Raw genomic sequence first — 22,817 nt, forward strand, 5'->3', positions numbered from 1 at the left:
AGGCGCCGCTTATGCGACGGGCGGGTGCCGACCCCGGCAGCGTCCGGCGCCCGCCCTCATCCTTCAGCGGCACGGTAACGCTTATTACTCGGCCTGCCTCCGAGCCGCATACTCCCCCAAGACCTGCGGCGTAATCCCGGCGTACGAGTCGAAGGAAGCGAACTGGGGACCATCGGGCGCGCCTCCAGGGCTGGCGCCAGTGAAGGCCAGGGTGGTCGCACCGGACGCAGCGGCCGAATTCAGCCCGGTGATGGAGTCTTCCAAGGCCACGCACTCCGCCATCCGCCCCGGGTCAATGCCCACCACCTCGGCGGCGTGCAGGTAGGGGGCTGGGTCGGGCTTCATGGGCAGACCGTCATCCCCGCAGGTGAAGCCAACGAAAGCGCCAGCCGGCGCCTGCGCGACGACCGCTTCGGCTATGCGTCGGGGCGAGGAGGTGACCAGGACCGAGGGCACGCCAGCCGCGGCCAGGGCCTTCAACACATCAACCGCCCCGTCTATCCAAGGCATCCGCTCGCGCTCGCGCCGGGCGACGCCTTCTTCGATAAGGGCCTGAATGCGCGGGACCGGTAAATCCACACCCCGCTCGCGCATGGCCTCCGCCACCTGGACGACGGGCTTGCCCGAGCACCGCCAGCCGTCCTCCTCGCTCCAGTCACCGCCGTGCTCCCGGGCCAGCTCCTGCTCGCTGGCGTGCCAGTACGGCTCCGAATCAATCAAAGTGCCGTCCATGTCCCAAAAGACGGCTTTGGGTAAGGGGGCCTGCTCTCGCTGCTGTTCGCTCATATCCTCCATGGTAAAGGCCTCTCTGGTCCGAAACTAGGGCCCGTCATAATGAGTTGTTGTAGATCTGGTCTTGCAGCTCCTTGCGGGCGGCCTCGAACTGGGTGATTCGTCCAAGCAGCTCAAACTTCTCCTGCCCGTCCGGTAGTTGGTTCATCCGGTGCTTACTGGCCGCGATCCGGCGCATGTAGCCAGCGTCCAGGAGCCGCACCAGCAGCTCGGTCGCGTATTGCTTCTCCTCCGGGGTGGCGGCGCGCAGCTGGGCCGCAGCCGGGTTGGGAGCCGGTTGGCCCTCCTGCCTGCCCGGCCCCGGGGCGCCTTGGCCGGATTGGTCGCCACGGGCGCCGAAACCTCCAGAAGGCGCCGGTTCCTGGCCCTCAGCCTGGGGCAGAGGCAGGGGCATGACCGCCAGTTCGTTGATCGCGGACTGGAGCATGGGGCCGGCGGCCTTGGACAGGTTGTGCATCCATAGGCCCTGGGGCACATCCTCCCCTGGCAGTCCGCCCGCCGCCTGGATGGCGTGGTAGAGGGAACGGAAGAGGGGCACGTCGAAGTCGTCGTCACCCAGCTTGTCGAAGAAAGCCGGGTCGATCGCGCGGGGAATCTGGATGAGCAGGCCCATGAACTGCTGCTCGCAGATGAAGACCGAATCGTCCACCCGGTAGTAGTCCTGCCTGGCCGCGTCGCCGCTGACCAGGGCATGGCGGGCCGTCGGGTCAGCGTAGGGGTCCGGCTTGGGCCGGTGACGGAGATCCTCCTGATAGTTGCGGCGGCCGGGGGCGTAGGCGTCCTCGTCACGCACTTGCAGGGTCCGGCGGGCCTGGCGGACCTCGCGGGTGAGCAGGTCCAGGTCCACGCCTATGCGACGGGCGGTCTTACGGGTGTACATGCCGACCAGGGAGCGGTCTCGAATCTGGGCGATGACCGGGGCGACGGCCTTAACCGCCCCCATCTGCCCGGTCGTGTACTGGGTGTCGAACATGCTGACCGCCGCGTTGATCACGAAATCGTACAAGGGAGTGGCGTTCGCCACCAGGGCGCGCACCTCCTCGTCGCCATGCTTGATGCGCAGGTCGCAGGGGTCCAGGTTGTCGCGGGCTACGGCCACGAAGGTCTGGGTCAGGAATGAGCCGTCCAGGCTGAAGGCGTGCAAGGCGGCCTTCTGCCCGGCCGCGTCCCCGTCGAAAGTGAAGATGACGCGGGAGCCTTGGATCGGGCCGACCAACTGGATGCCTCCGAGCGCATCATCGGAAATCAGCCTGCGGATGATCTTGGCGTGCTCCTCACCGAAGGCCGTGCCGCATGTCGCGACTGCGGTGTCCACTCCGGCCAGGTGGCACGCCATCACGTCCGTATAGCCCTCGACGATGACCACCTGGCGCTTCTTGGCAATGGACTTTTTAGCCAGGTCGATCCCGTAGAGCACCTGGTTCTTGTGGTAGAGCTCGGTGTCAGGCGTGTTCAAGTATTTGGCCGATATGTTGTCGTCTTCGTACAGGCGGCGGGCGCCGAAGCCCAGGGTGCGGCCAGCCGAGTCGCGGATGGGCCAGGTGGCGCGGCCGCGCAGGTAGTCGTAGACCCCTCGCGGGCCCCGCCGGGCCAAGCCGGCGTCGATCATCTCCTGCTGGGTGAAGCCCTTAGCGGCCAAGTGACGAACCAGGTTGTCCCAACCGCGCGGGGCGTAGCCACAGCCGAAACGGGCGCTGTCAGCCTGGGAGAAGTTGCGGCCGGCCAGGAGTTTTCGGGCGGCCAGGGCCTCCTTAGTCATGATCTGGGAGACGAAGTAGCGCTGGGCCTCCTCGTTGGCCTGCAGGAGGCGGGAGCGGGTCGAGCCCTGGTGGCTGGAGGGGCGGGCGTTCTCGTAGTGCAGTTCAATCCGGTACTTGTCGGCCAGGATCTCGATCGCGTCGCCGAACTGCACGTCTTCGGTCTGCTCGATGTAGTCGAAAACGTCGCCGCCCAGGCCGCAGCCGAAGCAATGCCAGACGCCAAGGGAGGGCCGCACTGAGAAGGAGGGTGTTTTCTCGTTGTGGAAGGGGCACAAACCCATGTAGGTTCCCGACCCCGAGGCTTTCAGGGTCACGGTCGCCGATACGATCTCGTAAAGGTCCGCGCTGGCGCGCACCTTCTCAATGTCTTCCTTCTTGATGATACCGGCCATACGCTCCAGCCTACCTGCGAGCGCGGAAGAGCGTTCCACCGAGCGAGGAAGGTCCGCTCCTTAAGCGCAAACCAGGGAGTGGAGGGCCAGTGCGGAGCCGTCGGTCAGGGAGGCTACCTGGTCGATGGCCACGCGCAGGCGCTCGTCGTCGTTAGTGGCTTGGACCCAGTCCTCCAGGAAGGAGTTCTCCAGGGCATCCGAAGGGCGGGGTGAGTCGGCCATCATCACATCCACCAGGTCGGTGACGATCCGCCGCTGCTCCTCGTCAATGGGCAAGCGCTCACGAGGGGCCATGACGAAGTAGACCGAGATGCCCTTGAGGGCCACGATCTCGTATGAGGTGGACTCGGGAATGACGACCGTGGCCGAGTACCGGGTCAACGGACCCGGTCCATAGCGCTCGCGGGTGGCGCGCTCCACCGAACTGGCGAAACGCCCGATCAGCCAGGAGGTCAGGTTCTTGAGCTGTGCCAGGGCCCGCCTGGAGCCGTTGAAATGGATGGGAAGCTTGGTTTTGAGCCGTTCCAGAGCCACCAGCAGCAGGTCAGGGTCCCACTGAGTGCCGTACCAGGAGCGGGCCGATTCGACCACTCCGTCCATAACGCGCGGGTCAGCCAGGGCCAGCGGATTGAAGGAGCCGCCGACGATCGCGTCTTCCACGTCGTGTACCGAGTAGGCGATATCGTCCGACAAATCCATCACCTGGCACTCCATCGGCGTGACGCCCAGGGGCGCGCCCTGCTTGAGCCAGCGGAAGACATCCTCGTCGTCCGGATAAACGCAGTATTTGAGGCTCCGCTCCCCTTTGGGGTGTTGGGAGGCCTCGGCTAGGGTCCAGGGGTACTTGACCGCCGCGTCCAGGGCGGCCCTAGTGAGGTTGACGCCGGCCGGCCGACCATCTGGATGGAAGATCTTGGACTCCAGACGGGTCAGCAGGCGCATGGTCTGCGCATTGCCCTCGAACCCCCCGATCGATTTGGCAATCTGGGCCAGGGCGCGCTCCCCGTTGTGGCCGAAAGGTGGATGACCCAAATCATGAGCTAAGCAAGCGCAGTCCACCACGTCAGGATCGCAGCCCAGCATCTCGCCGATTTGCCGGCCTATCTGGGCCACTTCCAGCGTGTGGGTCAGCCGCGTGCGGGCGAAATCGTCGGAACCGGCCACCAAAATCTGCGTCTTGGCGCCCAGCCTGCGCAGGGCCGAGGAATGAACCAGACGGGCCCTGTCGCGCTCGAAGGCTGTGCGGGTCTGTGATTTAGGCGGCTCAGGGGCCCAGCGCTCCTCGTCTTGGGCGCTATAGCCTTCAGCGACCAGCACCTGCTCGCCGTCCTCGGTGGTAATCATCGACACGCCTCCTGCGACTCAGGCCCCTCCAGCGCCACAGCTCCGCCATGGCTTTTACTCCAGCTTAGCGGCGACGGGCCGGCGGGTCAGTCCAGCGAGTCAACAACGACCAGCTCAGTGGGCACGTTGCCCTGGGTGGCCTTGGAGTAGGGGCACAGCTGTTGCGTGCGGTCCACCAGGCGCTCAGCCAGGTCGCGGTCCACTCCTGGTAGGTTGACTTCGATCTTGGCCTTGATGCCGAAGGACTCGCCCTCATCGCCAAATGAAATCGAGACTCTGACCTTGCTGCGTGCCAGCTTGGTGGCCGCCACCCGCAGCTCCTTGCCAGCCAGGCCCATAGCGCCCTGGAAGCAGGCGCCCCAGCCGATTGCGAAGAGCTGCTCGGGGTTGGTGCCCTGGCCCTTGCCGCCCATGGCCACCGGGGTGTCCAGGTCGAGGGAAAGGTCGGGCTCGTGGCTTTCGGCGTGGCCGTTGCGGCCGCCGACCACCTCGGCGACGGCGGTGTAGGAGATGGTGCTTAGTTCTTTACCTGTATATGTGCTCATATCCTTCAGTCCACCACCTTTCGACCTTGAATGCAAGGGGTCGGCGGCCGATTACGCCAGCAGGCGCTAAGCGCGCCTCCGGGCTCCAAGCGTTCACAGGAGGGCGCGCGGGTCCAGCAGGCGCAGGTCCTCGGCTGGCAGGGCTTGGGCCGCGTGCAGGTAGAGGCGGGGAATGCGATTGCGCAGGCAGGTGAAAATCTCGTAGCTGATCGTGTCCGCGCTGCGCGCCCAGTCGTCGGCGGTGGGCTCGACCTGGGCCTCACCGCGGCCCGGACCGAACAAGACGACCGTGTCGCCCTCGGCCACGCCCAAGTCTCGGGCCCGGGATCGCAGGTCGAGCACGCACTGGTCCATGCAGACGCGGCCACTGACGCGCGCCAATCTGGGCCCCTGCTTGGTCATCAGGCGCACCGGACCGCCCAGGTGCTCACGGCCCATAGCACCGGAGCGGTCGAAGCCGGAGGCGGAGCGGTGGATGCCGTCCGCGTAACCCAGGGGCAGGATGGCGGTGGAAGTGGCGCCCTGCGTCAGGTAGGTGCGCCCGTAGGAAATGCCGTGGCCGGCTGGCAGGTCCTTGACCGTGCCCAGCTGGGCCTGGAGGGTCATAGCCGGCTGGAGCTGGTAGTCACCGGGGACGCCCATCGAGGGGTCGGGCTCATAGCCGTAGAAGCCGATGCCGGGCCGGGTCAGCTCGTAGTGGATCTCAGGCCGGGACAGGGTGGCGGCCGTGTTCGCCAGATGGCGCACCCGGGGCTCCAGACCGGCGGCCCGCATCCGATCGTCGAAGTCCTCGAAAGCCTTGACCTGAGCATCGGTGGAAGCGACGAAGCCTGGTACATTCGGCATGTCGGCCACGGCCAGGTGGCTCCACAGGCCCACAACCTCCAGCTCGCCCCTGCCAGCATGCGTCTTCAGGGCGGTCAGAGCCTCGTCGAACCGGTCGGGGGCGAAGCCGTTGCGACCGAAACCGGTATCGACCTCCACGTGGACGCGGGCGGGACGACCCAGCTCTTCGGCCGCTTTAGCCACCTGCGCGATACCGGTCAAGGAGCCCACCGAGATGTCGATGTCGTGCGCAATCAACTCGCCCAGGGGGGCTGTGGTCCCGTTGTACATGAGCACCAGAATCCGGCAGCGCTCGGGCCCGATGCCCGCGCGACGCACCAGCAGCGCCTCCCGGGGCTGGGCTGATCCCAGCCAGGTGGCTCCTCCCGCCAAGGCCGCCAAGGCCGAGGGAATGAGCCCGTGCCCATAAGCGTCGGCCTTGATCACGCCCATGACTTGAGCGCCCGAACCTGAAGCGGAGACCCAGCTGACCAGCTTGGCCATGTTCGCCTTGAGGGCGGAGAGGTCCACGATGGCCTGCCCTGGGTAGGCTTTCAGAGCCCGCTGATAGTTCTCCCTGCCTTCTTCGGATGAAAAATCCCACTGGGGCGCCGCGTTCAAACTCATGGTTTTCATTGTGCGACAAGCGAGTCGCTGACATGCCGCCGGCCCCTAGACCGTGACGATACCGGCACGTTTGGCCCCGATCAGACCTGCGCGCCTGGCCTATCGTGGCGCTGGTAGGCTATGCGCGTGTGCTCCGTGCTCGGGTCGCGGCTGTCATGCATGGTGATCAGGCCGCAGCGGGTGAAACCGTTGGATTCCAGGATGTGCTGCATGGCGTGGTTCTGGAGCCCGGTGTCCACACGCACGTTGCTGTGGTGACGCATGCACCAGGAGAGAATGTCGGCCGCGACGCCCTTGGCCTCTCCTGAGGAGGCCACCCGGTGGACGGTCATGTAAGGGTCGTCATCGAGCCAACTGCCCTCAATCTGCCCGTAGGCAGGGTCCACACCGTCGAACAGGGCGAAGACGCCGATCACGCGCTCATGCTCGCCCCGGCGTTCCTCCAACTCGGGGCGCTCGACCGACGCTCCCGGCGCCGCCTGAGCGCCGTCCGCCATGTCGTCGACCAGAAGCATGGCGTGCCTGCCCGAGATGTCGCCGCTGATCGTGTCCGGATAGGGATACTTGGCCCCCCACTGATTAGGGTTGCCAGCCTCAACCATAGCCTGACGGGCCCGGGCGAAGACGGATTCGATCGACGCGGTATCATCCATGCCGGCGTGACGCAGCCAACGCTGCGCGGGGTTGAAAACCTGCAAGGGGCACCTCTTTCTTAATCGTAGAGTCCTGCCGGCGCCGCCCGTCCCTTGTGGTCGGCCCGCGCCGAACATAAAAGTCTAGTGACCGTCATGGCCTGCCGGTGCCCGTCCGCAGTAAGCGAACCGGGGAATAAATCCCGGTGATCGCACCTAGGATGCCCCCAGAGTATGCGAAAGGCGGGCGCCCTGGCTCGCAGGGGCGCCCGCCTAGCGCAAGAGCCTCAGACCACCTTGCGCTCAAAGGGGTCGGAGGAGATGCCGGCATCCACGATGTCGCGGCACCATTGCTTGGCCGAGAAGAGCGAGTGGTCTCGGTAGTTGCCGCAAGAGGTGATCTCGGTACCCGGCACGTCCTCCCAAGTGGCCTCCGATGCTATGAATTCCAGGGACTCCTTCAGGGCCTTGGCCACGTCCTCGGTGGAGTGGCGGCCCCAGGCCAGCAGATGGAAACCGGTGCGGCAGCCGAAAGGCGAGCAGTCGATGTAACCGGGGATGCGCTCGCGCAGCAAAACAGCGATCGTGTGCTCGATTGTGTGAAGTCCAGCGGTGGGAATCGCGTGCTCATTAGGCTGAACCAGACGCAGGTCGTAGTTGGAGATGACATCGCCCTTGGGCCCCTCCTCCTCGTCGATTAGGCGCACGTAAGGCGCCTTTACCTTGGTATGATCCAGCTGGAAGCTCTCAACTACCGGTTTCTCTGCCATGATGCAGTCCTTTCCGTGCATGTTCTCATCTTCGTTCCCGCCGGCGCCACCTGCTCGCCGGGTTCCCTAACTCCATACTAAGCACGCGCCCCGCCAGCCCTGGACCCACGCCCGGTCCTGCGCCGCCCGCGAGCCCGCGAAACCGTCAGGAGAACTCGCGGAGGGCTTGCAGGAATTGCTGTCCGTAGAGCTCCAGCTTGTGCTCGCCTACGCCGGTGACCTCCAGGAAGGCCTCCTCGCTAACCGGGCGACGCCTGCACATGTCGCGCAGGGTCTTGTCGGAGAAGACGATGTAGGGCGGCTTGCCGATTTCGCGGGCTATCCGCGTGCGCACCTGGCGCAGGGCCTGGAAGAGACGCCCCTCCTCCTCGCTAGGCTCCGGTTCCCCTTCGGCCAGCGCGGTCGTGCGGCCGTACACTGCGCCGGACGCTCTGGCCGCGCCCTTGGGCTCGGCCCGGCGCACCTGCTTGATCTCGTAGTGGAAGTCCGGGCTCACGGTCTCGCCGGCCTTGGGGCCGAACTGGACCAGGGGCAGGCGGCCTTCGGTGATGGTCAGGTAACCGTCCGAGGCCATCTGGTTGAGCACGTCTCGGATGCGGGCCGCGCCCACGTTTTCCAAGGCGCCGTAGGAGGGGCAGCGGTCCAGCCCCCGGCTGAGCAGGTCCTGGGACTTGGAACCTGCCAGGACCTGCACGATTTTGCCTGAGCCGAAGCGCTGGCCCACGTCGTGCACGCAACGGGAGATGGCACGAGCCAGGTCGGACACGTCCACGGTGGAGAAGGTGGACAGGCAGTTGGAGCAGTTGCCGCAGCCGCTTTTGGCCTGCTCGTCCGCCTGGCTGTTGACCTGCGCCGCGGCTCCATTTTCCATCTCCTCACCGAAGTAGCGGAGCATGTAGGCGTGCAGGCAATCGGTGGTGCGGCAGTAGCCAATCATGGTGTTGAGCAGACGTCGGCGGCTGGCTCGCACTACCTCGGCCTCCTCGCCGGTGAGCTGGTCGTTGCCTGAATCCATGTCGAGCAGGCGACGGCGGGTCACGATGTCCGCCTCGTTCCACAAGAGGGTGCAGCGGGCCGGCTCCCCGTCTCGCCCGGCGCGGCCGGCCTCCTGGTAGTAGGCCTCGATCGACTCGGGCATGTTGTGGTGAATCACATAGCGCACATTGGACTTGTCGATGCCCATGCCGAAGGCGTTGGTGGCCACCACGACTTGCACTTCGTCGTTGACGAACGCGGCCTGTGCGTCGTCTCGGGCGGCCGGCGCCATGCCGCCGTGGTAGCTGGCGGCAGGAATTCCGGCTTGATTCAGCTCTGCGGCCAGGGCCTCGGTCTCCTTGCGGGTGGCGCAGTAGACGATGCCTGACTCTTGGCCGTGCTCCTTGGCGTAGGAGGTCACCCAACGGTCCTTGGCCTTGGTCTCCAGCTTGACCACGTCGAAGAAGAGGTTGGGGCGGTCGAAGCCGGTCACCGCCTGGTAGGGGTCGCGCAAGTCCAGCATGGAGACGATGTCGCGCCGCACCCGTTCGGTGGCGGTCGCGGTGAAAGCCGCCACGCGGGGCCGGACGGGCAGGCTGGCTATAAAGTCGCCGATGCCCAAGTACGCAGGCCGAAAATCCTGCCCCCACTGGGAGACGCAATGGGCTTCGTCGACCGCCAGCAGGTCGATTCTGGCCTGGGCCGCGAAGGCGACGAACCGTGGTGCGTTGAGCCGCTCGGGCGCCACGTACAGGAGCTTGCAGCGGCCCTGGGCGGCCTGGGCGAGCGCCTGCGCCTGCTCGTCCGGGGTCTGTGTGGAGTTGACGAAATGGGCGTGGATGCCAGCGTCCTCCAACCCGTCCACCTGGTCACGCATCAGCGAGACCAGCGGCGAGACGACGATCGTGATGCCATCCAACAGGGTGGCGGGAATCTGATAGCAGATGGACTTTCCGGCGCCGGTGGGCATGACGCCCAGGCAGTCACGGCCTTCCAGAATCGCCTTGACCATGCCCGCTTGGCCCGGTCGGAAGGACTCGTAGCCAAAATACTGCTTGAGCGCAGCGAGAGCCTGATCCATGTCTGTCATACTTCACGAGTCTATGACCCTAACCACCCAGGCGCGCCCCCAGTCCGCGATGTGCGCAACCATGGGTCCCAGGCGCGCCTGTGGACAAGTCGCATTCACAAGGGGCCGAAGGGCGCGCGATTCTCAAGAGGCCGAACCTGAGGAGCCGGGTGCGGAGGCGGCGGCGATCAGCTCCCTCGTGTAGGCGCATCCGGGCTGGGACAGCACCCGGTCGGCGGGCCCCTCCTCTTCGACCTGGCCCTGGTGGAGGACCACGATGCGGTCGGCCATATGCTGGACCACGCCCAAGTCGTGCGAGACCATCAGGATGGCCGTCCGTGGCCGGCGGGCGCGGACCGTCTTGAAGGCCTCCAGAACGCCCAGACGTGCGGAGACGTCCAGGGAGGACATGGGTTCGTCGGCCACGATCAGCTGGGGGTCGGCCACCAGGGCGCGGGCTATGGCTATGCGCTGGGCTTGTCCGCCCGAGCAGTCCGCTGGATAGCGCCCGGCGAATTCACCCGGATCCAGGCCGGCGTCCGCCAAAGCCTGCATGGCCCTGCTGCGGATCGCCGCCCGGCCCAAGCCCAGCTCACGGGCGTGGATGCGCAGAGGTTCGCTGACCGAGCGCAGGGCGTTCCACCGTGGGTCGAGGGAGGCGAAGGGGTTCTGGAAGATCAGCCCCGACTCCCGCCGCAACGCCTGGTAGCCGCTGCTGCGTGGGCCGTCCACCGGTTGGCCCTGGTAGGACACGCTCCCGGCATCGCGGCTTTCAAGCCCTAGCAGGATGCGGGTCAGCGTGGATTTGCCCGAGCCTGAGCCTCCGACCAAGGCCAGGCACTCCCCTTGCCCCAGGCTGACCGATACCTCTTGCAAAGCTTGGCTGCCGCCCTGCCGACCGCCGAAGGTTTTACGGATGCCTTGGCCGGATATGACGATCCGCCGCTCATGGCCCGTGCCTTGACTCATGGCCTGCCTCCTCGCCCGGCGCTGAACCGCACGGCCATGTCCGCGTCTGCGCCTGAGTTCCCGCCCGCGCCAAAGCCTCCATCCACTCCCCCGAGAACTGGGTCCAAGCTCAATTGCGCGGCGGCCCGGACCAGGCTGCGGGTGCGTTCGGCTTGCGGATGTGCCAGCAGTCTGCTGGTAGGACCGTGCTCGACGACCTGCCCCTGGTCGAGCACGTAGGAGGTCCGGCAGGCGCGCGCCAGCACGGAGAAATCGTGGGTGACAAAGAGCATGGAGGCCCCGCTGGAGTCCACCAGGCGAATCAGCAAGTCGATAATCGCGCGCTGGGTGATCGCATCCAAGGCGGTCGTAGGCTCGTCGGCCACAATCAGCCTAGGGGCGGTGACCAGGGCCGTGGCGATGGCCACCCGCTGGAGCTGACCGCCGGAGAGCTGGCTGGGGTACTTGCCCGCTATTTCAGGGCCCAAACCCACCCGTTCCAGCATGTCTTGGACCCTCTGCGCCCGCTCGGCACGGCTCAGCCGATAGTGCAAGCGCAGGGGCAGGGCCACCTGCTGGGCGACGGACAGGACAGGGTTGAGCGAGGCTGTGGGATTCTGGAAAACCGCGCCTATGTATGCGCCGCGAACCCCAGCCAGGCCCTCGTCGCTGGCGCCCAGAAGCTCCGCGCCACGTAAGCGAATCGAGCCTGAGACCTGGGCTCCCGGAGGCAGGATGCCCAGGAGGGCTTTCGTGATCATCGATTTGCCTGAACCGGACGGGCCGATCAGCCCCACCCGCTCGCCATCGGCCACGCTCAGGCTGGCCTGGCGCACGATTGGACGGCCCCCGATCGAGATGGTCAGGTCTTCTATGCTCAGGCTCATGCCTCCCCCTTCCGCAGGACGGGGTTGGCAGCGGGGTCTATGGCCTCGCGCAGGACATCGCCGAAAACGTTCAGGGCGACGACTACCAGCGTGACCACCAGCCCCGGCCACAGGACCGTCAACGGGTAGACGTTGATGAACTTGACCGAGGTGGTCAGCGAATGCCCCCAGGAGGGCACCCCCGAGGGCACGCCGACCCCCAGGTAGGTGAGGCCGGATTCAGCCAAGACGGACGTGCCGGCGGACAAGGAGAGCTGGACGGCCATCGGAGGAGCGACGTTGGGCAGGATGTGGCTGGTCAGAATCCGCCAGCCGGAAGCGCCGGACGCCAGGGCCGACTGAACGTAGTCCGAACCAGCGGCCAGCAGGGCTTGAGGGCGGGCGACCCGGGCCAGGTTGAGCCCGTAACCCACCCCGCAGGCGACGATGATGACCGCCACGGAAGCTCCCATTGGCACAGCCAGGAGCAGGGCGAGCAGGACGGTGGGGATTGAGATCAGAGCGTCGACCAGCACAATCGAGCCGGACGACAGGACCTTGGAACGGCTGACCGTAGCGGCCAGGAGCAGGGTGCCCAAGGCCCCGGCGAAGACGACGGCCAGGAGGCAGATCAACAGGTTGGTCGCGGACCCGGCCAGGAGCCAGGACAGCACGTCCGCCCCAGTGCCGTCGGTGCCCAGCCAGTGGGCCCGGGAGGGGGACTGCCAGACCTGATAGCCGTCAGTGCGCCACAGAGGCCAGGGGGTCCAAACCAGGCAGACCAGGGCCGTCAGGACCCATAAGCCCAGCGTGACCAGGGCGAAACGCCCCTCCCTCCGGTTCCACATGCTGGCGATCACCGTGCGCAACCAGCGCCAGGGGCGGGCTGACCGGACCGCGTGCCCCGAGCTCCCAGGACCGGGCTCCGCCGTCCAAGCCGCTTGTTCATCCATCATCAGACCCCCTCCCCAATCGAATTAGCCGCTTTCAGGCGCGGGTCCAGGGCCCGGTGGAGGAGGTCGACGACCAGGCCGACCGCCAGGAAGAAGGCCGCCAGCATGAACAACTCGCTCTGCACCGCGATCAGGTCGCGGTTGCCCAGGTCGGTGACCAAGCCGGAACCCAGCCCCGGCAGGGCGAACAGGTTCTCCACCACCATCGCGCCGGTGATCATCTCCGCGAAGGTCAGCCCGACGACCGAGACCAGCTGGGGCATGGCCAGGCGCAGTCCCACCCGGATCAGGGCCTGGGAGCGGGTCATGCCGCAGGCCATGGCCATGTCGATCCAACCGGACGAAGCCAGCTCGGACAATGCGGCACGGGTGTAACGCATGAGCCCAGCGCCCACGATGATCCCCAGGGTCAGGGCCGGTAATATCAAGGATTGAAACGCCTGCGCGCCGGAACGCCAGCCCGCCTCGGGGAAGCCTTGCGAAGGCAGGATGGGCAGCAGCCCGCTGCCCCGCCCGAACAGCACGATCAGCAGCAGCCCGCCCCACAGAGCAGGTATGGAGCCGCCCACGATGGCGACGACCTGACACAAGGCGCGCGCACGGGGGCTGCGGGCCAGCAGTGAGTAGCAGCCGAGCGGTATGCCTATGCACAGGGCGACCGCCAGCCCCAACCCAATCAGAGGGAAGGTCAAAGCGGCCCGGGAGGCCACCTGGCTGGAGATGGAGCGGCCGGTCAGCATGGACACCCCGAAGTCGCCGCGCAGGAGGCCGCCCATCCACGAGGCGTACTGCTGGGGCAGCGGCCGGTCCAGGCCCAGCTGCGAGCGCAGGGCCGTTACCCGCTCGGGCGGCGAGTTGATTCCAGCCATGATGGAGGCCACGTCCCCGGGCAGGATGCGCAGGGCCGCGAACACCAGGAGGGAGAGCGCCAGCAGGGCCACGGCGAAAAGCAGGAGCCGGCGAAGCAGGAATCGCATGGCCTTCCCCTAACGTGCCGCCAGAGCGGAAGAGCCGCTGGCTGCGGCGCCTCCCGGCGTGTAGTAGACCCCAGCCAGGGGCAGGAGGGTCTGGTTCAAGTTCAGGGGCAGGCCGTGCAGCCCGACGGCCCAAGCGGTGGTAATCCGGTAGTTGAAGAGCCAATCGGCCGGCGCGTCCTGGCTGACCACGCGGGCGGCCTGGGCCAGGTAGCGCCCGCTCTCCTGCTCGTTGGGCTCGGCCATAGCCTGCCGGTAGAGCTCCTGGACTCTCGGATTGTCGTAGCCGTAGTAGTACTTGGGGTTGGCCCACTGGTTGAAGTCATGGCTCTCGGAGTGGTCCACCAGGGAGATGTCGTAGTCGCGGTTGGTGTACACGTCCTGCATCCAGGTGGAGAACTCAACCACTTGCACGTTCAGGTCGATGCCGACGGGCTTGAGTTGGGAGCGCAGCTGGTCGCCCAGCTCGCTGCCGTAGGTGTTGGCGTAGGTCAGCCGCAGTTTCAGGGGCCGCTGCGGGCTGTAGCCGACCTGGGCCATGAGCTCGCGCGCCTTGCCTGGGTCATGCGGGTAAAGGCCGGTCAGATCCTGGTAGCCCGGGTCCAGGATGGGAATCGGCCCGCCCAGCGCTGTGTCGGCCCCGCCCCGTGCGACGATCAGCTGGCGGTGGTCTATGGCGTACCGGATGGCCTGGCGGACGCGCGGATCGCTGGTTTTGGCGCCCTTGGAGTTGAAGGCCAGGACGAACTTGTCCGTGCCATCCCCAGCCTGCACCTGGTAGTGGTCCGGGTCCTTCCTGAAGGGCTCGGCCAACGTGGCGGTGATTGGAGCCAGGGCTTGCACGTCGTTGGATTTGAGCGCATTGACCGCCGCGTTGTCGTCCGCGAAGTAGCGCAGGCGCACGGTCTGTGTCCGGGCTTTGCGCTCGCCCCAGTAGCGGGGGTTGGCGCTCAGGGTCAGCGAGGAGGAAGGTTTGAAGGATGAGACTGTGTAGGGACCGGAGCCCAGGGCTTGGCTCTTGGGGTCATAGTAAGCGCGCCTGTCGAAGACCAGGCCGGGTCGTCCGGTGAGCGCCCAGAGCAGGCCCGCGTAGGGGGCGGTCAGCTTGAGCTCCACGGTGCTCGGGTTCAGCGCCTTGACCGATTGGAAGTTGCGCAGCTGGTCGGCGTCATGGTAGCCGCGTTGGACCAGCTCGTTGATTGACCAGGCCACATCCTCCGCGTCCAGCCGGTCCCCGTTGGAGAAGGCCATCGCCTCGTGCAGGCGGAAGGTGTAGGTGGTGCCATCCGCGCTCCGGCTCCAGCTCTTGGCCAGTCCGGGCGTGACTTGGTTGTGGTCGCCGCGGGCCACGAGCCCCTCGTACACGTTGCCGACCAGGGCCTGGTCCAGGGCTGAGCCGGATTGGTTGCGGATGTCCAGATTGGTCGGCGCCAGTTTGAGGCCAATGGAGATTGAGTCCGCCGTCCGCTCGGCCGCGCCGCCCCCCCTGCTTCGTCCGCCTACCCACAGCGAAACGACCAGGGCGACCGCCAGCAGCAGGCTCAGCGGCTTCCATCCCCAGCCCGAATGCGCGCGGGCGGGTTTGAGCATGGCATTGAGCACCGGGTCGGTGCTGGGTCCAGGCCCGGCATCCGGGGTCGCGCCGTCGCTTGCGTGCGCGCCCTCCTGGGAAGAGTTCATCGCGTTACCACCTTGTGTCTGGTTGGCCGCCATAGGGGTCGACCACCGTCCACCAGTCTAGGACACCGCCCGCCCGGTGGCGCGCAGGGCCGTAGAATGAAGCAGGAAAGCGCTCGTAGCGAGACAGCGAGGAGGTCGGCATGCTGCTGGCGGTCGACATTGGCAACACCAACACCGTGATTGGTTTCATGGAGGGCCGGCGGGTCCGCGCCTCCTACCGCATCGCCACCAGGGCGGGCCGCACCGCTGATGAGTATGGCATGATTTTGACCGATTTCCTCCGCCTGTCGAGCTACGAGCCAGCGGACATGGAGGGCGTCATCATCGCCTCGGTGGTCCCCAAAGTCATGCACTCCCTGCCCGCCGCCATCGTCCGCTACCTGTCGGTGGAGCCGCTGGTGGTGGGCCCCGGCGTTAAGACCGGCGTCAACATCCGCCTGGACGACCCCAAGTCCCTGGGCGCGGACTGCCTGGCCGACTGCGTGGGCGCGCATGAGAGTTACGAAGGCCCGCTCCTGGTGGCCGATTTCGGCACGGCCACCACCTTCAACTATGTGGACGCCCAGGGCTCCATCCGCTCCGGCCTGATTACCGTGGGCATCGACTCGGGCGCCAAGGCCCTGTGGTCGCAGACCGCCCAGCTGCCCGAGGTGGAGCTCACCCGCCCCAGCTCCATCCTGACCACCGGCACCAGGGATGCCATGCAGGCAGGCCTCTACTACAACTTCCTAGGCGGCCTGGAGCGCATCATCCTCCAGTTCCGCCGCGAGATCGACAACGATTTCCAAGTGATCGCCACCGGCGGCCTGGGCCGCATCTTCGCTTCCGAAACCGACCTCATCGACCACTACGACCCCGAGCTCATCTTCCGAGGCATGGCCACCATCTACAGCCGCACCATGCAGGCCGCCCCCACCGCGAAATAGGACGGCGGCGCAAGACGGGGCAAGGCGGGCGGATGATACGGAAACCGCGAAGTTGCGCCAGCAGCAATCAGACAGCCTAGCCTCCTCCTTCACTCACATCCGAGCCGGTCTTCGCCGCCTTATGGCCTTTCCCATTCCCCCCTGGTCCATAGTCACCCGCACTAGCATGAATACACCTCCGACGTAGCCAACCGAATCCGCCTCATCCTAGGAGAGGTGCGCGCTTGCTGCTGGCGGTGCTAGACTCAGTAACTATAACATGGGGGTTCGCGGCCCTGAACTGGCTGGAGAGTTTTGTTCTGCCGCGCACCACCCGAATACCAACAACACACTGTTTTCACGGAAGAGCGCGCATCTGTGCGCTCTTCCGCCAGCCTGTTTTGGAGGGGGCAATGAGTCGTTTCCGCGCCGCCAGCGCCGCATTCGCGGCCCTGGCCATGATCCTCCTGGGGGGGGGGGTAATTCGGCGGCCCGTCCCGCCCACGCTGAACCCAACCACCTGACCCGATCGGGAGCCCCCGCCTCGCAGACCGTGGACGGCTTCACCCTGTCCCCCACCAAAGGCCCCGCCAACCAAGACGCCATGGCCACGCTGACACCACCAGCCCCGCCAACCAACGTGCGCTTCACCCGAATCAGCGCAGGCTGGTGGCACAGCCTGGCCATCGGCTCGGACGGCAACGCCTACGCCTGGGGAGACAACGACTCCGGCCAGCTGGGCGACGAAACCGGTAGCGGCAGCCGCAGCGGCAAACCGGTGCGCGTGCACGCGCCAACCGGCGTGACCTTCACCCAAATCAGCGCAGGCGACGATCACAGCCTGGCCATCGACTCGAACGGCAACACCTACGCCTGGGGATACAACGCGTTCGGCCAGCTGGGCAACGAAACCGGTAGCGACAGCAACAAACCGGTGCGCGTGCACACACCAACCGGCGTGAGCTTCACCCAAATCAGCGCAGGCCACTGGCACAGCCTGGCCATCGGCTCCGACGGCAACACCTACGCATGGGGAAACAACGCGTTCGGCCAGCTGGGCGACGAAACCCCTAGCGACAGCAACAAACCGGTGCGCGTGCACGCGCCAACCGGCGTGACCTTCACCCAAATCAGCGCAGGCGACAACCACAGCCTGGCCATCGGCTCCGACGGCAACACCTACGCCTGGGGGCGCAACACCTCCGGCCAGCTGGGCGACGAAACCGGTAGCAACAGCAACAAACCGGTGCGCGTGCACACGCCAACCGGCGTGACCTTCACCCAAATCAGCGCAGGCGACGATCACAGCCTGGCCATCGGCTCCGACGGCAACACCTACGCCTGGGGAGACAACGACTCCGGCAAGCTGGGCGACGAAACCGGTAGCGACAGCAACAAACCGGTGCGCGTGCACGCGCCAACCGGCGTGACCTTCACCCAAATCAGCGCAGGAAGCTATCACAGCCTGGCCCTCGACTCGAACGGCAACGCCTACGCATGGGGATACAACGGCTACAACCAGCTGGGCGACGAAACCGGTAGCAACAGCAACAAACCGGTGCGCGTGCACACGCCAACCGGCGTGCGCTTCACCCAAATCAGCGCAGGCCACTGGCACAGCCTGGCCATCGGATCGGACGGCAACACCTATGCATGGGGAAGCAACTACTCCAGCCAACTCGGCAACGGCAGAAGCGACTACGGCACCCACAGCAGGCCCGCGCCGGTGCTCATGCCCCGGTATGTGATCGACGGCGTCACGTTCGACGGGGCAAGCGTCACCCGGAAGACCGTCAACCCCGCCACCGGCGCCTGGGACATGCACGTGCCCACGCATGCCCCGGGCGCCGTCACCGTGACCGTCGCCTACCATCTCGACGGCCTCGACGTGAACGGCAACATCGCCAACCCCAGATACCAGTCCGGCACGGTCACCCTGCGTTACACGTACGCCACCCCGTACACCGTCAGCTTCCAACTGGGCGGGGCGCCGGGAACCCCGCCCGCCAGCCAGTACTCGTACCCGGACGACCCGCAGCCCATCAACTGGCCGGTCCCCGACCCGGTTTGGGCGGGCCACTGGTTCGACGGGTGGGCCAAACCCGACGGCAGCCCCTGGGACTTCACCCAACCCGTCAGAAACGACCTGACCCTGACCGCCACATGGAGGACCCCACGGTTCACCATGACCCCCACCCGGGGCCCGGACACCGGCGGCACCACCGTCCACATCACACCACCCGACCCGCCCCAACCCCTCCGCTTCACCCAAATCAGCGCGGGCAGCTTCCACAGCCTCGCCATCGGCACCGACGGCAACACCTACGCCTGGGGACGGAACGACTACGGCGAGCTCGGCGACGACACCCGCACCGACCGCAACACGCCCGTGCGGGTGCACACGCCAGCCGGCGTGCGGTTCACCAGCGTCAGCGCAGGCAACGAGTTCAGCCTGGCCATCGGCAGCGACGGCCACGCCTACAGCTGGGGATACAACGGCTCCGGCCAGCTCGGCAACGACACCTCCACCTACCATAGAACACCCGAGCAGGTCCACGCGCCCACCAACGGCGACAACCCCGCCAACACATGGAAAACCATCAGCGCAGGCTACTGGCACAGCCTGGCCATCGGCAGCGACGGCCACGCCTACAGCTGGGGAGCCAACGGCTACGGCCAGCTCGGCGACGGCAGCAACGACGTGAGCGACAGGCCCGAGCAGGTCCACGCGCCCACCAACGGCGGCAACCCCGCCAACACATGGAAAACCATCAGCGCGGGCGACCAGTTCAGCCTGGCCATCGGCAGCGACGGCCACGCCTACAGCTGGGGAGCCAACGACTACGGCCAGCTCGGCAACGGCACCAACACCAGGAGCAACAGGCCCGAGCAGGTCCACGCGCCCGACAGCGGCAACCCCGCCAACACATGGAAAACCATCAGCACAGGCGGCTCACGCAGCCTGGCCATCGGCAGCGATGACCACGCCTACAGCTGGGGAGCCAACTACTGTGGCCAGCTCGGCAACGGCAGCAGCGACGACAACCCCCACAGCACGCCCGAGCAGGTCCACGCGCCCACCAACGGCGACAACCCCGCCAACACATGGAAAACCATCAGCGCAGGCGGCGATCACAGCCTGGCCATCGGCAGCGACGGCCACGCCTACAGCTGGGGAGCCAACGACTACGGCCAGCTCGGCGACGGCAGCAACACCAGGAGCAACAGGCCCGAGCAGGTCCACGCGCCCACCAACGGCGGCAACCCCGCCAACACATGGAAAACCATCAGCGCAGGCGGCTACCACAGCCTGGCCACCGGCAGCGACGGCCACGCCTACAGCTGGGGATGGAACTGGCACGGCGAGCTCGGCGACGGCAGCATCTACGGCCGCAGCACGCCCGCGCTTATAGGGCACAAGATCACCGTCACCGGCGCCACCTTCGAGCCCACCAACGCCCCCACACCCACCTGGAACCCCACCACCCACACCTGGGACACCACCAGCCCAACCCACCCCGAAGGACAAGCCACCGTCACCATCCACTGGACCCTCGACGGCGTCACCCAAACCGACTACCCCATCAACCCCTACGAGTACTACCACCTCTACACCCTGCCCAAAGCAGGCGGCGCCCCCACCCAACAACTCGCGGGAGCCACCCTCCTCACCCTCACCACCCTCACCGCACTCACCCTCACCAGCCACCACATCACCCGCAAACACCACCACACCCACCAACCCACCACAACCAGCAAATAACCAACCAACCCAAGGCCTGCGGTGCGGCCCACCCCAACCCACCCGGGCCGCACCTTAAACACACGAGCGCCGCACGATACCCCTCGATCCTACCGCTCCGCGGCCCGACACTATCCCCAGTAGACAGGCCGCCAGTCCGCAAGCGCTAGGAAACGGTCCCAGCTCAAAGACAGAGGGGGACTCGTGATTGGAAGCGCATGGGTTGGCCGGTTATGGGATCGGTGAAGGAGAGGGAGCGGGCTACCAGCTGGAGGGGGTGGCTGAAGTCATCGTAAGGGCGGTTGATGACGATTGGGTAGAGGTCGTCGCCCAGGATAGGCAAGCCCAGGCTGGCCATGTGCACGCGCAGTTGGTGGGTCTTGCCGGTGTATGGGTGGAGACGGTATGCGCGGTAAGGGGTGGAGGCCCTGCCGGTCGTCCCCTCCCCCGGTAGGCAGCCGCCGGACGAGTCGAGCGCGAAGGTTGGGCCGGAGGAAGTAGCGTTTCCGCGCCCACCGGCAAGGTTGAAGGCGGGAAGCTCCCCAGCCAGGTCGATCAAGGTGGAGGCATTGGGCTGGGCGCGCAGCTCCCTGGCCTGCATGTGGCCGGGGTGCTTGTCTATATAGGAACGGCGCAGGAGGGGGAAGGGGGCCGGTGGGGCCAGGCGGGCGATGGTGCCGGTGGCGGGCGTGGTCAGCGGGCGGGCCGGAGCCAGGCATTCATAGACTTTGTCAACTTGTCTCCTCTGGAAGAGCATCTGGTAGGCGGCCCGTACGGAGGGGTCGCGCACGAAGACCAGCACTCCGGCGGTGGCTCGGTCCAGGCGGTGGGCGGGGGTGATTTGCGGCTCGCCCAACCGCTCGCGTAGGCGCATCAGGGCCGAGCTGCGGTACCACATGCCGCGAGGAGTGGTAGGCAGAAAGTGGGGTTTATCCACTACTATGATCCGCTCGTCCTCGTAGAGCACGCCCAACTCGAAGGGAATCTCGGGCTCGCTGGTCACCCACCGGTGCCGTTCGAAAGGACCAGCCATCACAGCGCCACCGTCATGTCGCTAGCGAACCGTCACTCGACGGTGACCGACTTGGCCAGGTTGCGCGGCTTGTCCACATCCAAGTCCTTGGACTTGGCCATGTCGAGCGCGAACAGTTGGAGGGGCACCACGTCGACCAGAGGGCTCAGGAGCGTGGGGCAGGCGGGGCGCCAGAACACCACGTCCGCGTACTCCTCGGCGTCCGGGTCCCCCTGTTCGGCCACGGCGATGACGAACGCCCCCCGGGCCTTGACCTCCTCGATGGCGGAGACGACCTTCTTGTGGAGTGTGCCGCGGCCACGGGCGGAGGGCACGATCACGACGATCGGCTCGCCGGGCTCGACCAATGCGATTGGCCCGTGTTTGAGCTCGCCCGCCGCGAAGCCCTCGGTGAAGGTGTAGGCGATCTCCTTGAGCTTGAGCGCGCCCTCCATGGCCACCGGGTAGCCTACGTGGCGGCCCAGGAAGAGGAAGGACTTGGCGTCGACCAGACTGCTTGCGGTCCGCTCCACGGTATCGGCCTGGGTGTCAAGCACCCACTCGATCTTGGAGGGCATGGCGCGCAGGCTGTCCACGGTCTGGTGGATTTCGTCGCGGAAGAGCGTGCCCTTGACCTGCGCCAGGTACAGGCCCAGCAGGTAGGCGGCCACAATCTGGGCCACGAACGCCTTGGTGGAAGCCACAGCGATCTCAGGACCGGCGTGGGTGTAGAGCACGGCATCGGATTCGCGCGGGATGGTGGAGCCTTGCGTGTTGCAGATGGCAAGCACGCGCGAGCCCTGCTCGCGGGCATGGCGCAAGGCCATCAGGGTGTCCATGGTCTCTCCGGACTGGGAGATGGCGACCACCAGCGTGCGCGAGGTGAGGATGGGGTCTCGGTAGCGGAACTCGTGGGCCAGCTCCACCTCCACCGGGATGCGCACCCAGTGCTCGATGGCGTACTTGGCGACCATTCCTGCGTAGGATGCGGTGCCGCAGGCCACGATGATGATTTTGTCCACCTGGCGGATGTCCTCGGGATCGATGCGCAGCTCGTCCAGGTTCAGTTCGCCTTCCGGGCCGAAACGGCCCAGCAGGGTGTCGGCCACGGCCTTGGGATCCTCGTGAATCTCCTTATCCATGTAGGAGTCCCAGCCGCCTTTCTGCGCGGCGGAGGCGTCCCAGTTGACGGTGAAGCGCTTGGAGTCCGTGACAGGGTTGCCGTCGAAGTCGGTGACTTCCACTGCATCGCCGCTGACGCACACGGCCTGATCCTGGCCCAATTCCATGGCCTCTTTGGTGTAAGCCACGAAAGCGGCCACGTCCGATCCCAGGAAGTTCTCGCCCTCGCTCAACCCCACGACCAGCGGGGAATCGTGCCGGGCGCCGACGACGATGCCGGGCTGGCGGCTATCCACGGCCAGGAGGGTGAAGGCGCCTTCCAACATGCGGGCGGTGCGACGCATGGCCTCGAACAGGTCAGGCTGGCCGGTGCGCTCGATGATCTCATTGGCGACCTTGCCCAGCAGCTTGGCCACCACTTCGGAGTCGGTGGAGGAGACGAACGAGTAACCCTCGGTTTGCAGGTCGAACTTGAGTTGGGCGGCGTTCTCGATGATCCCGTTGTGGATCAGCCCGATCTTGCCGTCCTGGCTCATATGCGGGTGCGCGTTCACATCCGAAGGCTCGCCGTTCGTGGCCCAGCGAGTGTGACCGATACCGGCCGTGGCTTCAGGCAGGGGGTGCGCTTCCAAGCTTTCAACTAAATTGCTGAGGCGTCCGGCGCGCTTGCGCCAGGCCACGGTGTCCAAACCAGGGGCCACCAGGGCCACGCCGGCTGAATCATAACCCCGGTACTCCAAGCGCTCCAAACCCTGCAGGCAGACCTCCAATGGCTTACCGCAAGCGGTTAACGTAGATGAGGCATATCCAACTATTCCACACATGACTCACCAGTCTAGGCCCAGGGCGGGGCCGTTACGCCCTGGGCGGGTCTTCCCTAGCGC

17 protein-coding genes are annotated in these 22,817 nt (G+C 66.3%); 2 read left to right on the top strand and 15 right to left on the bottom strand.

Annotated elements, in window-relative coordinates; all coding sequences use genetic code 11:
• Positions 1-84: 84 nt before the first annotated feature.
• From AB656_RS03650 to AB656_RS03710, 13 genes are all read right to left on the bottom strand, one after another.
• The gene (locus tag AB656_RS03650; RefSeq protein ID WP_033503825.1) at positions 85-786 is read right to left on the bottom strand and encodes an HAD family hydrolase; all 702 of its coding nucleotides are present in this window, start codon (positions 784-786) and stop codon (positions 85-87) included.
• Between the two features lie 43 nt (positions 787-829).
• The gene (dnaG, locus tag AB656_RS03655; RefSeq protein ID WP_033503725.1) at positions 830-2,944 is read right to left on the bottom strand and encodes a DNA primase; all 2,115 of its coding nucleotides are present in this window, start codon (positions 2,942-2,944) and stop codon (positions 830-832) included.
• A gap of 60 nt (positions 2,945-3,004) precedes the next feature.
• Positions 3,005-4,288, bottom strand: a complete 1,284-nt coding sequence (locus tag AB656_RS03660; protein WP_033503724.1) for a deoxyguanosinetriphosphate triphosphohydrolase — start codon at positions 4,286-4,288, stop codon at positions 3,005-3,007.
• A gap of 86 nt (positions 4,289-4,374) precedes the next feature.
• Entirely contained in the window at positions 4,375-4,833 is a 459-nt protein-coding gene (locus tag AB656_RS03665) for an Ohr family peroxiredoxin (RefSeq protein ID WP_033503723.1), read from the bottom strand.
• 93 nt (positions 4,834-4,926) lie between these two features.
• Positions 4,927-6,285: an alanine racemase gene (gene alr / locus AB656_RS03670; protein WP_033503722.1), complete on the bottom strand. Its 1,359-nt coding sequence runs from the start codon at positions 6,283-6,285 to the stop codon at positions 4,927-4,929.
• Between the two features lie 80 nt (positions 6,286-6,365).
• Positions 6,366-6,983, bottom strand: a complete 618-nt coding sequence (locus tag AB656_RS03675; RefSeq protein ID WP_033503721.1) for a type I phosphoribosyltransferase — start codon at positions 6,981-6,983, stop codon at positions 6,366-6,368.
• Between the two features lie 221 nt (positions 6,984-7,204).
• On the bottom strand, positions 7,205-7,687 hold the full coding sequence (locus tag AB656_RS03680; RefSeq protein ID WP_033503720.1) for an S-ribosylhomocysteine lyase: 483 nt from the start codon (positions 7,685-7,687) through the stop codon (positions 7,205-7,207).
• Positions 7,688-7,832: 145 nt separating this feature from the next.
• On the bottom strand, positions 7,833-9,752 hold the full coding sequence (gene recQ / locus AB656_RS03685) for a DNA helicase RecQ (protein WP_033503719.1): 1,920 nt from the start codon (positions 9,750-9,752) through the stop codon (positions 7,833-7,835).
• Between the two features lie 123 nt (positions 9,753-9,875).
• Positions 9,876-10,700: an ABC transporter ATP-binding protein gene (locus AB656_RS03690; protein WP_033503718.1), complete on the bottom strand. Its 825-nt coding sequence runs from the start codon at positions 10,698-10,700 to the stop codon at positions 9,876-9,878.
• Positions 10,697-11,566 carry an ABC transporter ATP-binding protein gene (locus AB656_RS03695; RefSeq protein WP_051905313.1) on the bottom strand — a complete coding sequence of 290 codons (870 nt, stop codon included), beginning with the start codon at positions 11,564-11,566 and terminating at the stop codon, positions 10,697-10,699. The genes AB656_RS03690 and AB656_RS03695 overlap by 4 nt, the downstream gene beginning before the upstream one ends.
• Positions 11,563-12,393: an ABC transporter permease gene (locus AB656_RS03700; protein ID WP_033503823.1), complete on the bottom strand. Its 831-nt coding sequence runs from the start codon at positions 12,391-12,393 to the stop codon at positions 11,563-11,565. The genes AB656_RS03695 and AB656_RS03700 overlap by 4 nt, the downstream gene beginning before the upstream one ends.
• Before the next feature lie 107 nt (positions 12,394-12,500).
• Positions 12,501-13,475 (bottom strand): ABC transporter permease, encoded by a 975-nt coding sequence (locus AB656_RS03705; protein ID WP_033503717.1) that lies wholly within the window; start codon positions 13,473-13,475, stop codon positions 12,501-12,503.
• Positions 13,476-13,484: 9 nt separating this feature from the next.
• Complete coding sequence (locus AB656_RS03710) at positions 13,485-15,152, bottom strand: ABC transporter substrate-binding protein (RefSeq protein ID WP_051905435.1); 1,668 nt, start codon at positions 15,150-15,152, stop codon at positions 13,485-13,487.
• Between the two features lie 140 nt (positions 15,153-15,292).
• Here AB656_RS03710 and AB656_RS03715 point away from each other — a divergent pair, with 140 nt between their 5' ends.
• Both AB656_RS03715 and AB656_RS03720 read left to right on the top strand, forming a co-directional pair.
• Positions 15,293-16,078, top strand: a complete 786-nt coding sequence (locus tag AB656_RS03715) for a type III pantothenate kinase (RefSeq protein WP_033503716.1) — start codon at positions 15,293-15,295, stop codon at positions 16,076-16,078.
• A gap of 532 nt (positions 16,079-16,610) precedes the next feature.
• Complete coding sequence (locus AB656_RS03720; RefSeq protein WP_051905314.1) at positions 16,611-19,820, top strand: RCC1 domain-containing protein; 3,210 nt, start codon at positions 16,611-16,613, stop codon at positions 19,818-19,820.
• A 163-nt stretch (positions 19,821-19,983) separates the two neighbouring features.
• On the opposite strand, the gene AB656_RS03725 is transcribed toward AB656_RS03720, so the two are convergent.
• Complete coding sequence (locus AB656_RS03725; RefSeq protein ID WP_033504819.1) at positions 19,984-20,832, bottom strand: pseudouridine synthase; 849 nt, start codon at positions 20,830-20,832, stop codon at positions 19,984-19,986.
• A 32-nt stretch (positions 20,833-20,864) separates the two neighbouring features.
• Positions 20,865-22,757, bottom strand: coding sequence for a glutamine--fructose-6-phosphate transaminase (isomerizing) (glmS, locus tag AB656_RS03730; RefSeq protein ID WP_033504818.1), 1,893 nt, complete (start codon positions 22,755-22,757; stop codon positions 20,865-20,867).
• Positions 22,758-22,817: the final 60 nt, after the last annotated feature.

It is taken from the genome of Bifidobacterium actinocoloniiforme DSM 22766 (assembly GCF_001263395.1).
Classification (GTDB): Bacteria; Actinomycetota; Actinomycetes; order Actinomycetales; family Bifidobacteriaceae; genus Bombiscardovia; species Bombiscardovia actinocoloniiformis.

Coding starts and splice junctions, on each gene's coding strand:
- dnaG (WP_033503725.1), bottom strand. CDS start 2,944: ATGGCCGGTATCATCAAGAAGGAAGACATTGAGAAGGTGCGCGCCAGC.
- AB656_RS03680 (WP_033503720.1), bottom strand. CDS start 7,687: ATGGCAGAGAAACCGGTAGTTGAGAGCTTCCAGCTGGATCATACCAAG.
- AB656_RS03695 (WP_051905313.1), bottom strand. CDS start 11,566: ATGAGCCTGAGCATAGAAGACCTGACCATCTCGATCGGGGGCCGTCCA.
- AB656_RS03715 (WP_033503716.1), top strand. CDS start 15,293: ATGCTGCTGGCGGTCGACATTGGCAACACCAACACCGTGATTGGTTTC.
- AB656_RS03660 (WP_033503724.1), bottom strand. CDS start 4,288: ATGATTACCACCGAGGACGGCGAGCAGGTGCTGGTCGCTGAAGGCTAT.
- alr (WP_033503722.1), bottom strand. CDS start 6,285: ATGAGTTTGAACGCGGCGCCCCAGTGGGATTTTTCATCCGAAGAAGGC.
- AB656_RS03710 (WP_051905435.1), bottom strand. CDS start 15,152: ATGAACTCTTCCCAGGAGGGCGCGCACGCAAGCGACGGCGCGACCCCG.
- AB656_RS03665 (WP_033503723.1), bottom strand. CDS start 4,833: ATGAGCACATATACAGGTAAAGAACTAAGCACCATCTCCTACACCGCC.
- AB656_RS03700 (WP_033503823.1), bottom strand. CDS start 12,393: ATGTGGAACCGGAGGGAGGGGCGTTTCGCCCTGGTCACGCTGGGCTTA.
- AB656_RS03705 (WP_033503717.1), bottom strand. CDS start 13,475: ATGCGATTCCTGCTTCGCCGGCTCCTGCTTTTCGCCGTGGCCCTGCTG.
- AB656_RS03650 (WP_033503825.1), bottom strand. CDS start 786: ATGAGCGAACAGCAGCGAGAGCAGGCCCCCTTACCCAAAGCCGTCTTT.
- AB656_RS03690 (WP_033503718.1), bottom strand. CDS start 10,700: ATGAGTCAAGGCACGGGCCATGAGCGGCGGATCGTCATATCCGGCCAA.
- recQ (WP_033503719.1), bottom strand. CDS start 9,752: ATGACAGACATGGATCAGGCTCTCGCTGCGCTCAAGCAGTATTTTGGC.
- AB656_RS03725 (WP_033504819.1), bottom strand. CDS start 20,832: ATGGCTGGTCCTTTCGAACGGCACCGGTGGGTGACCAGCGAGCCCGAG.
- glmS (WP_033504818.1), bottom strand. CDS start 22,757: ATGTGTGGAATAGTTGGATATGCCTCATCTACGTTAACCGCTTGCGGT.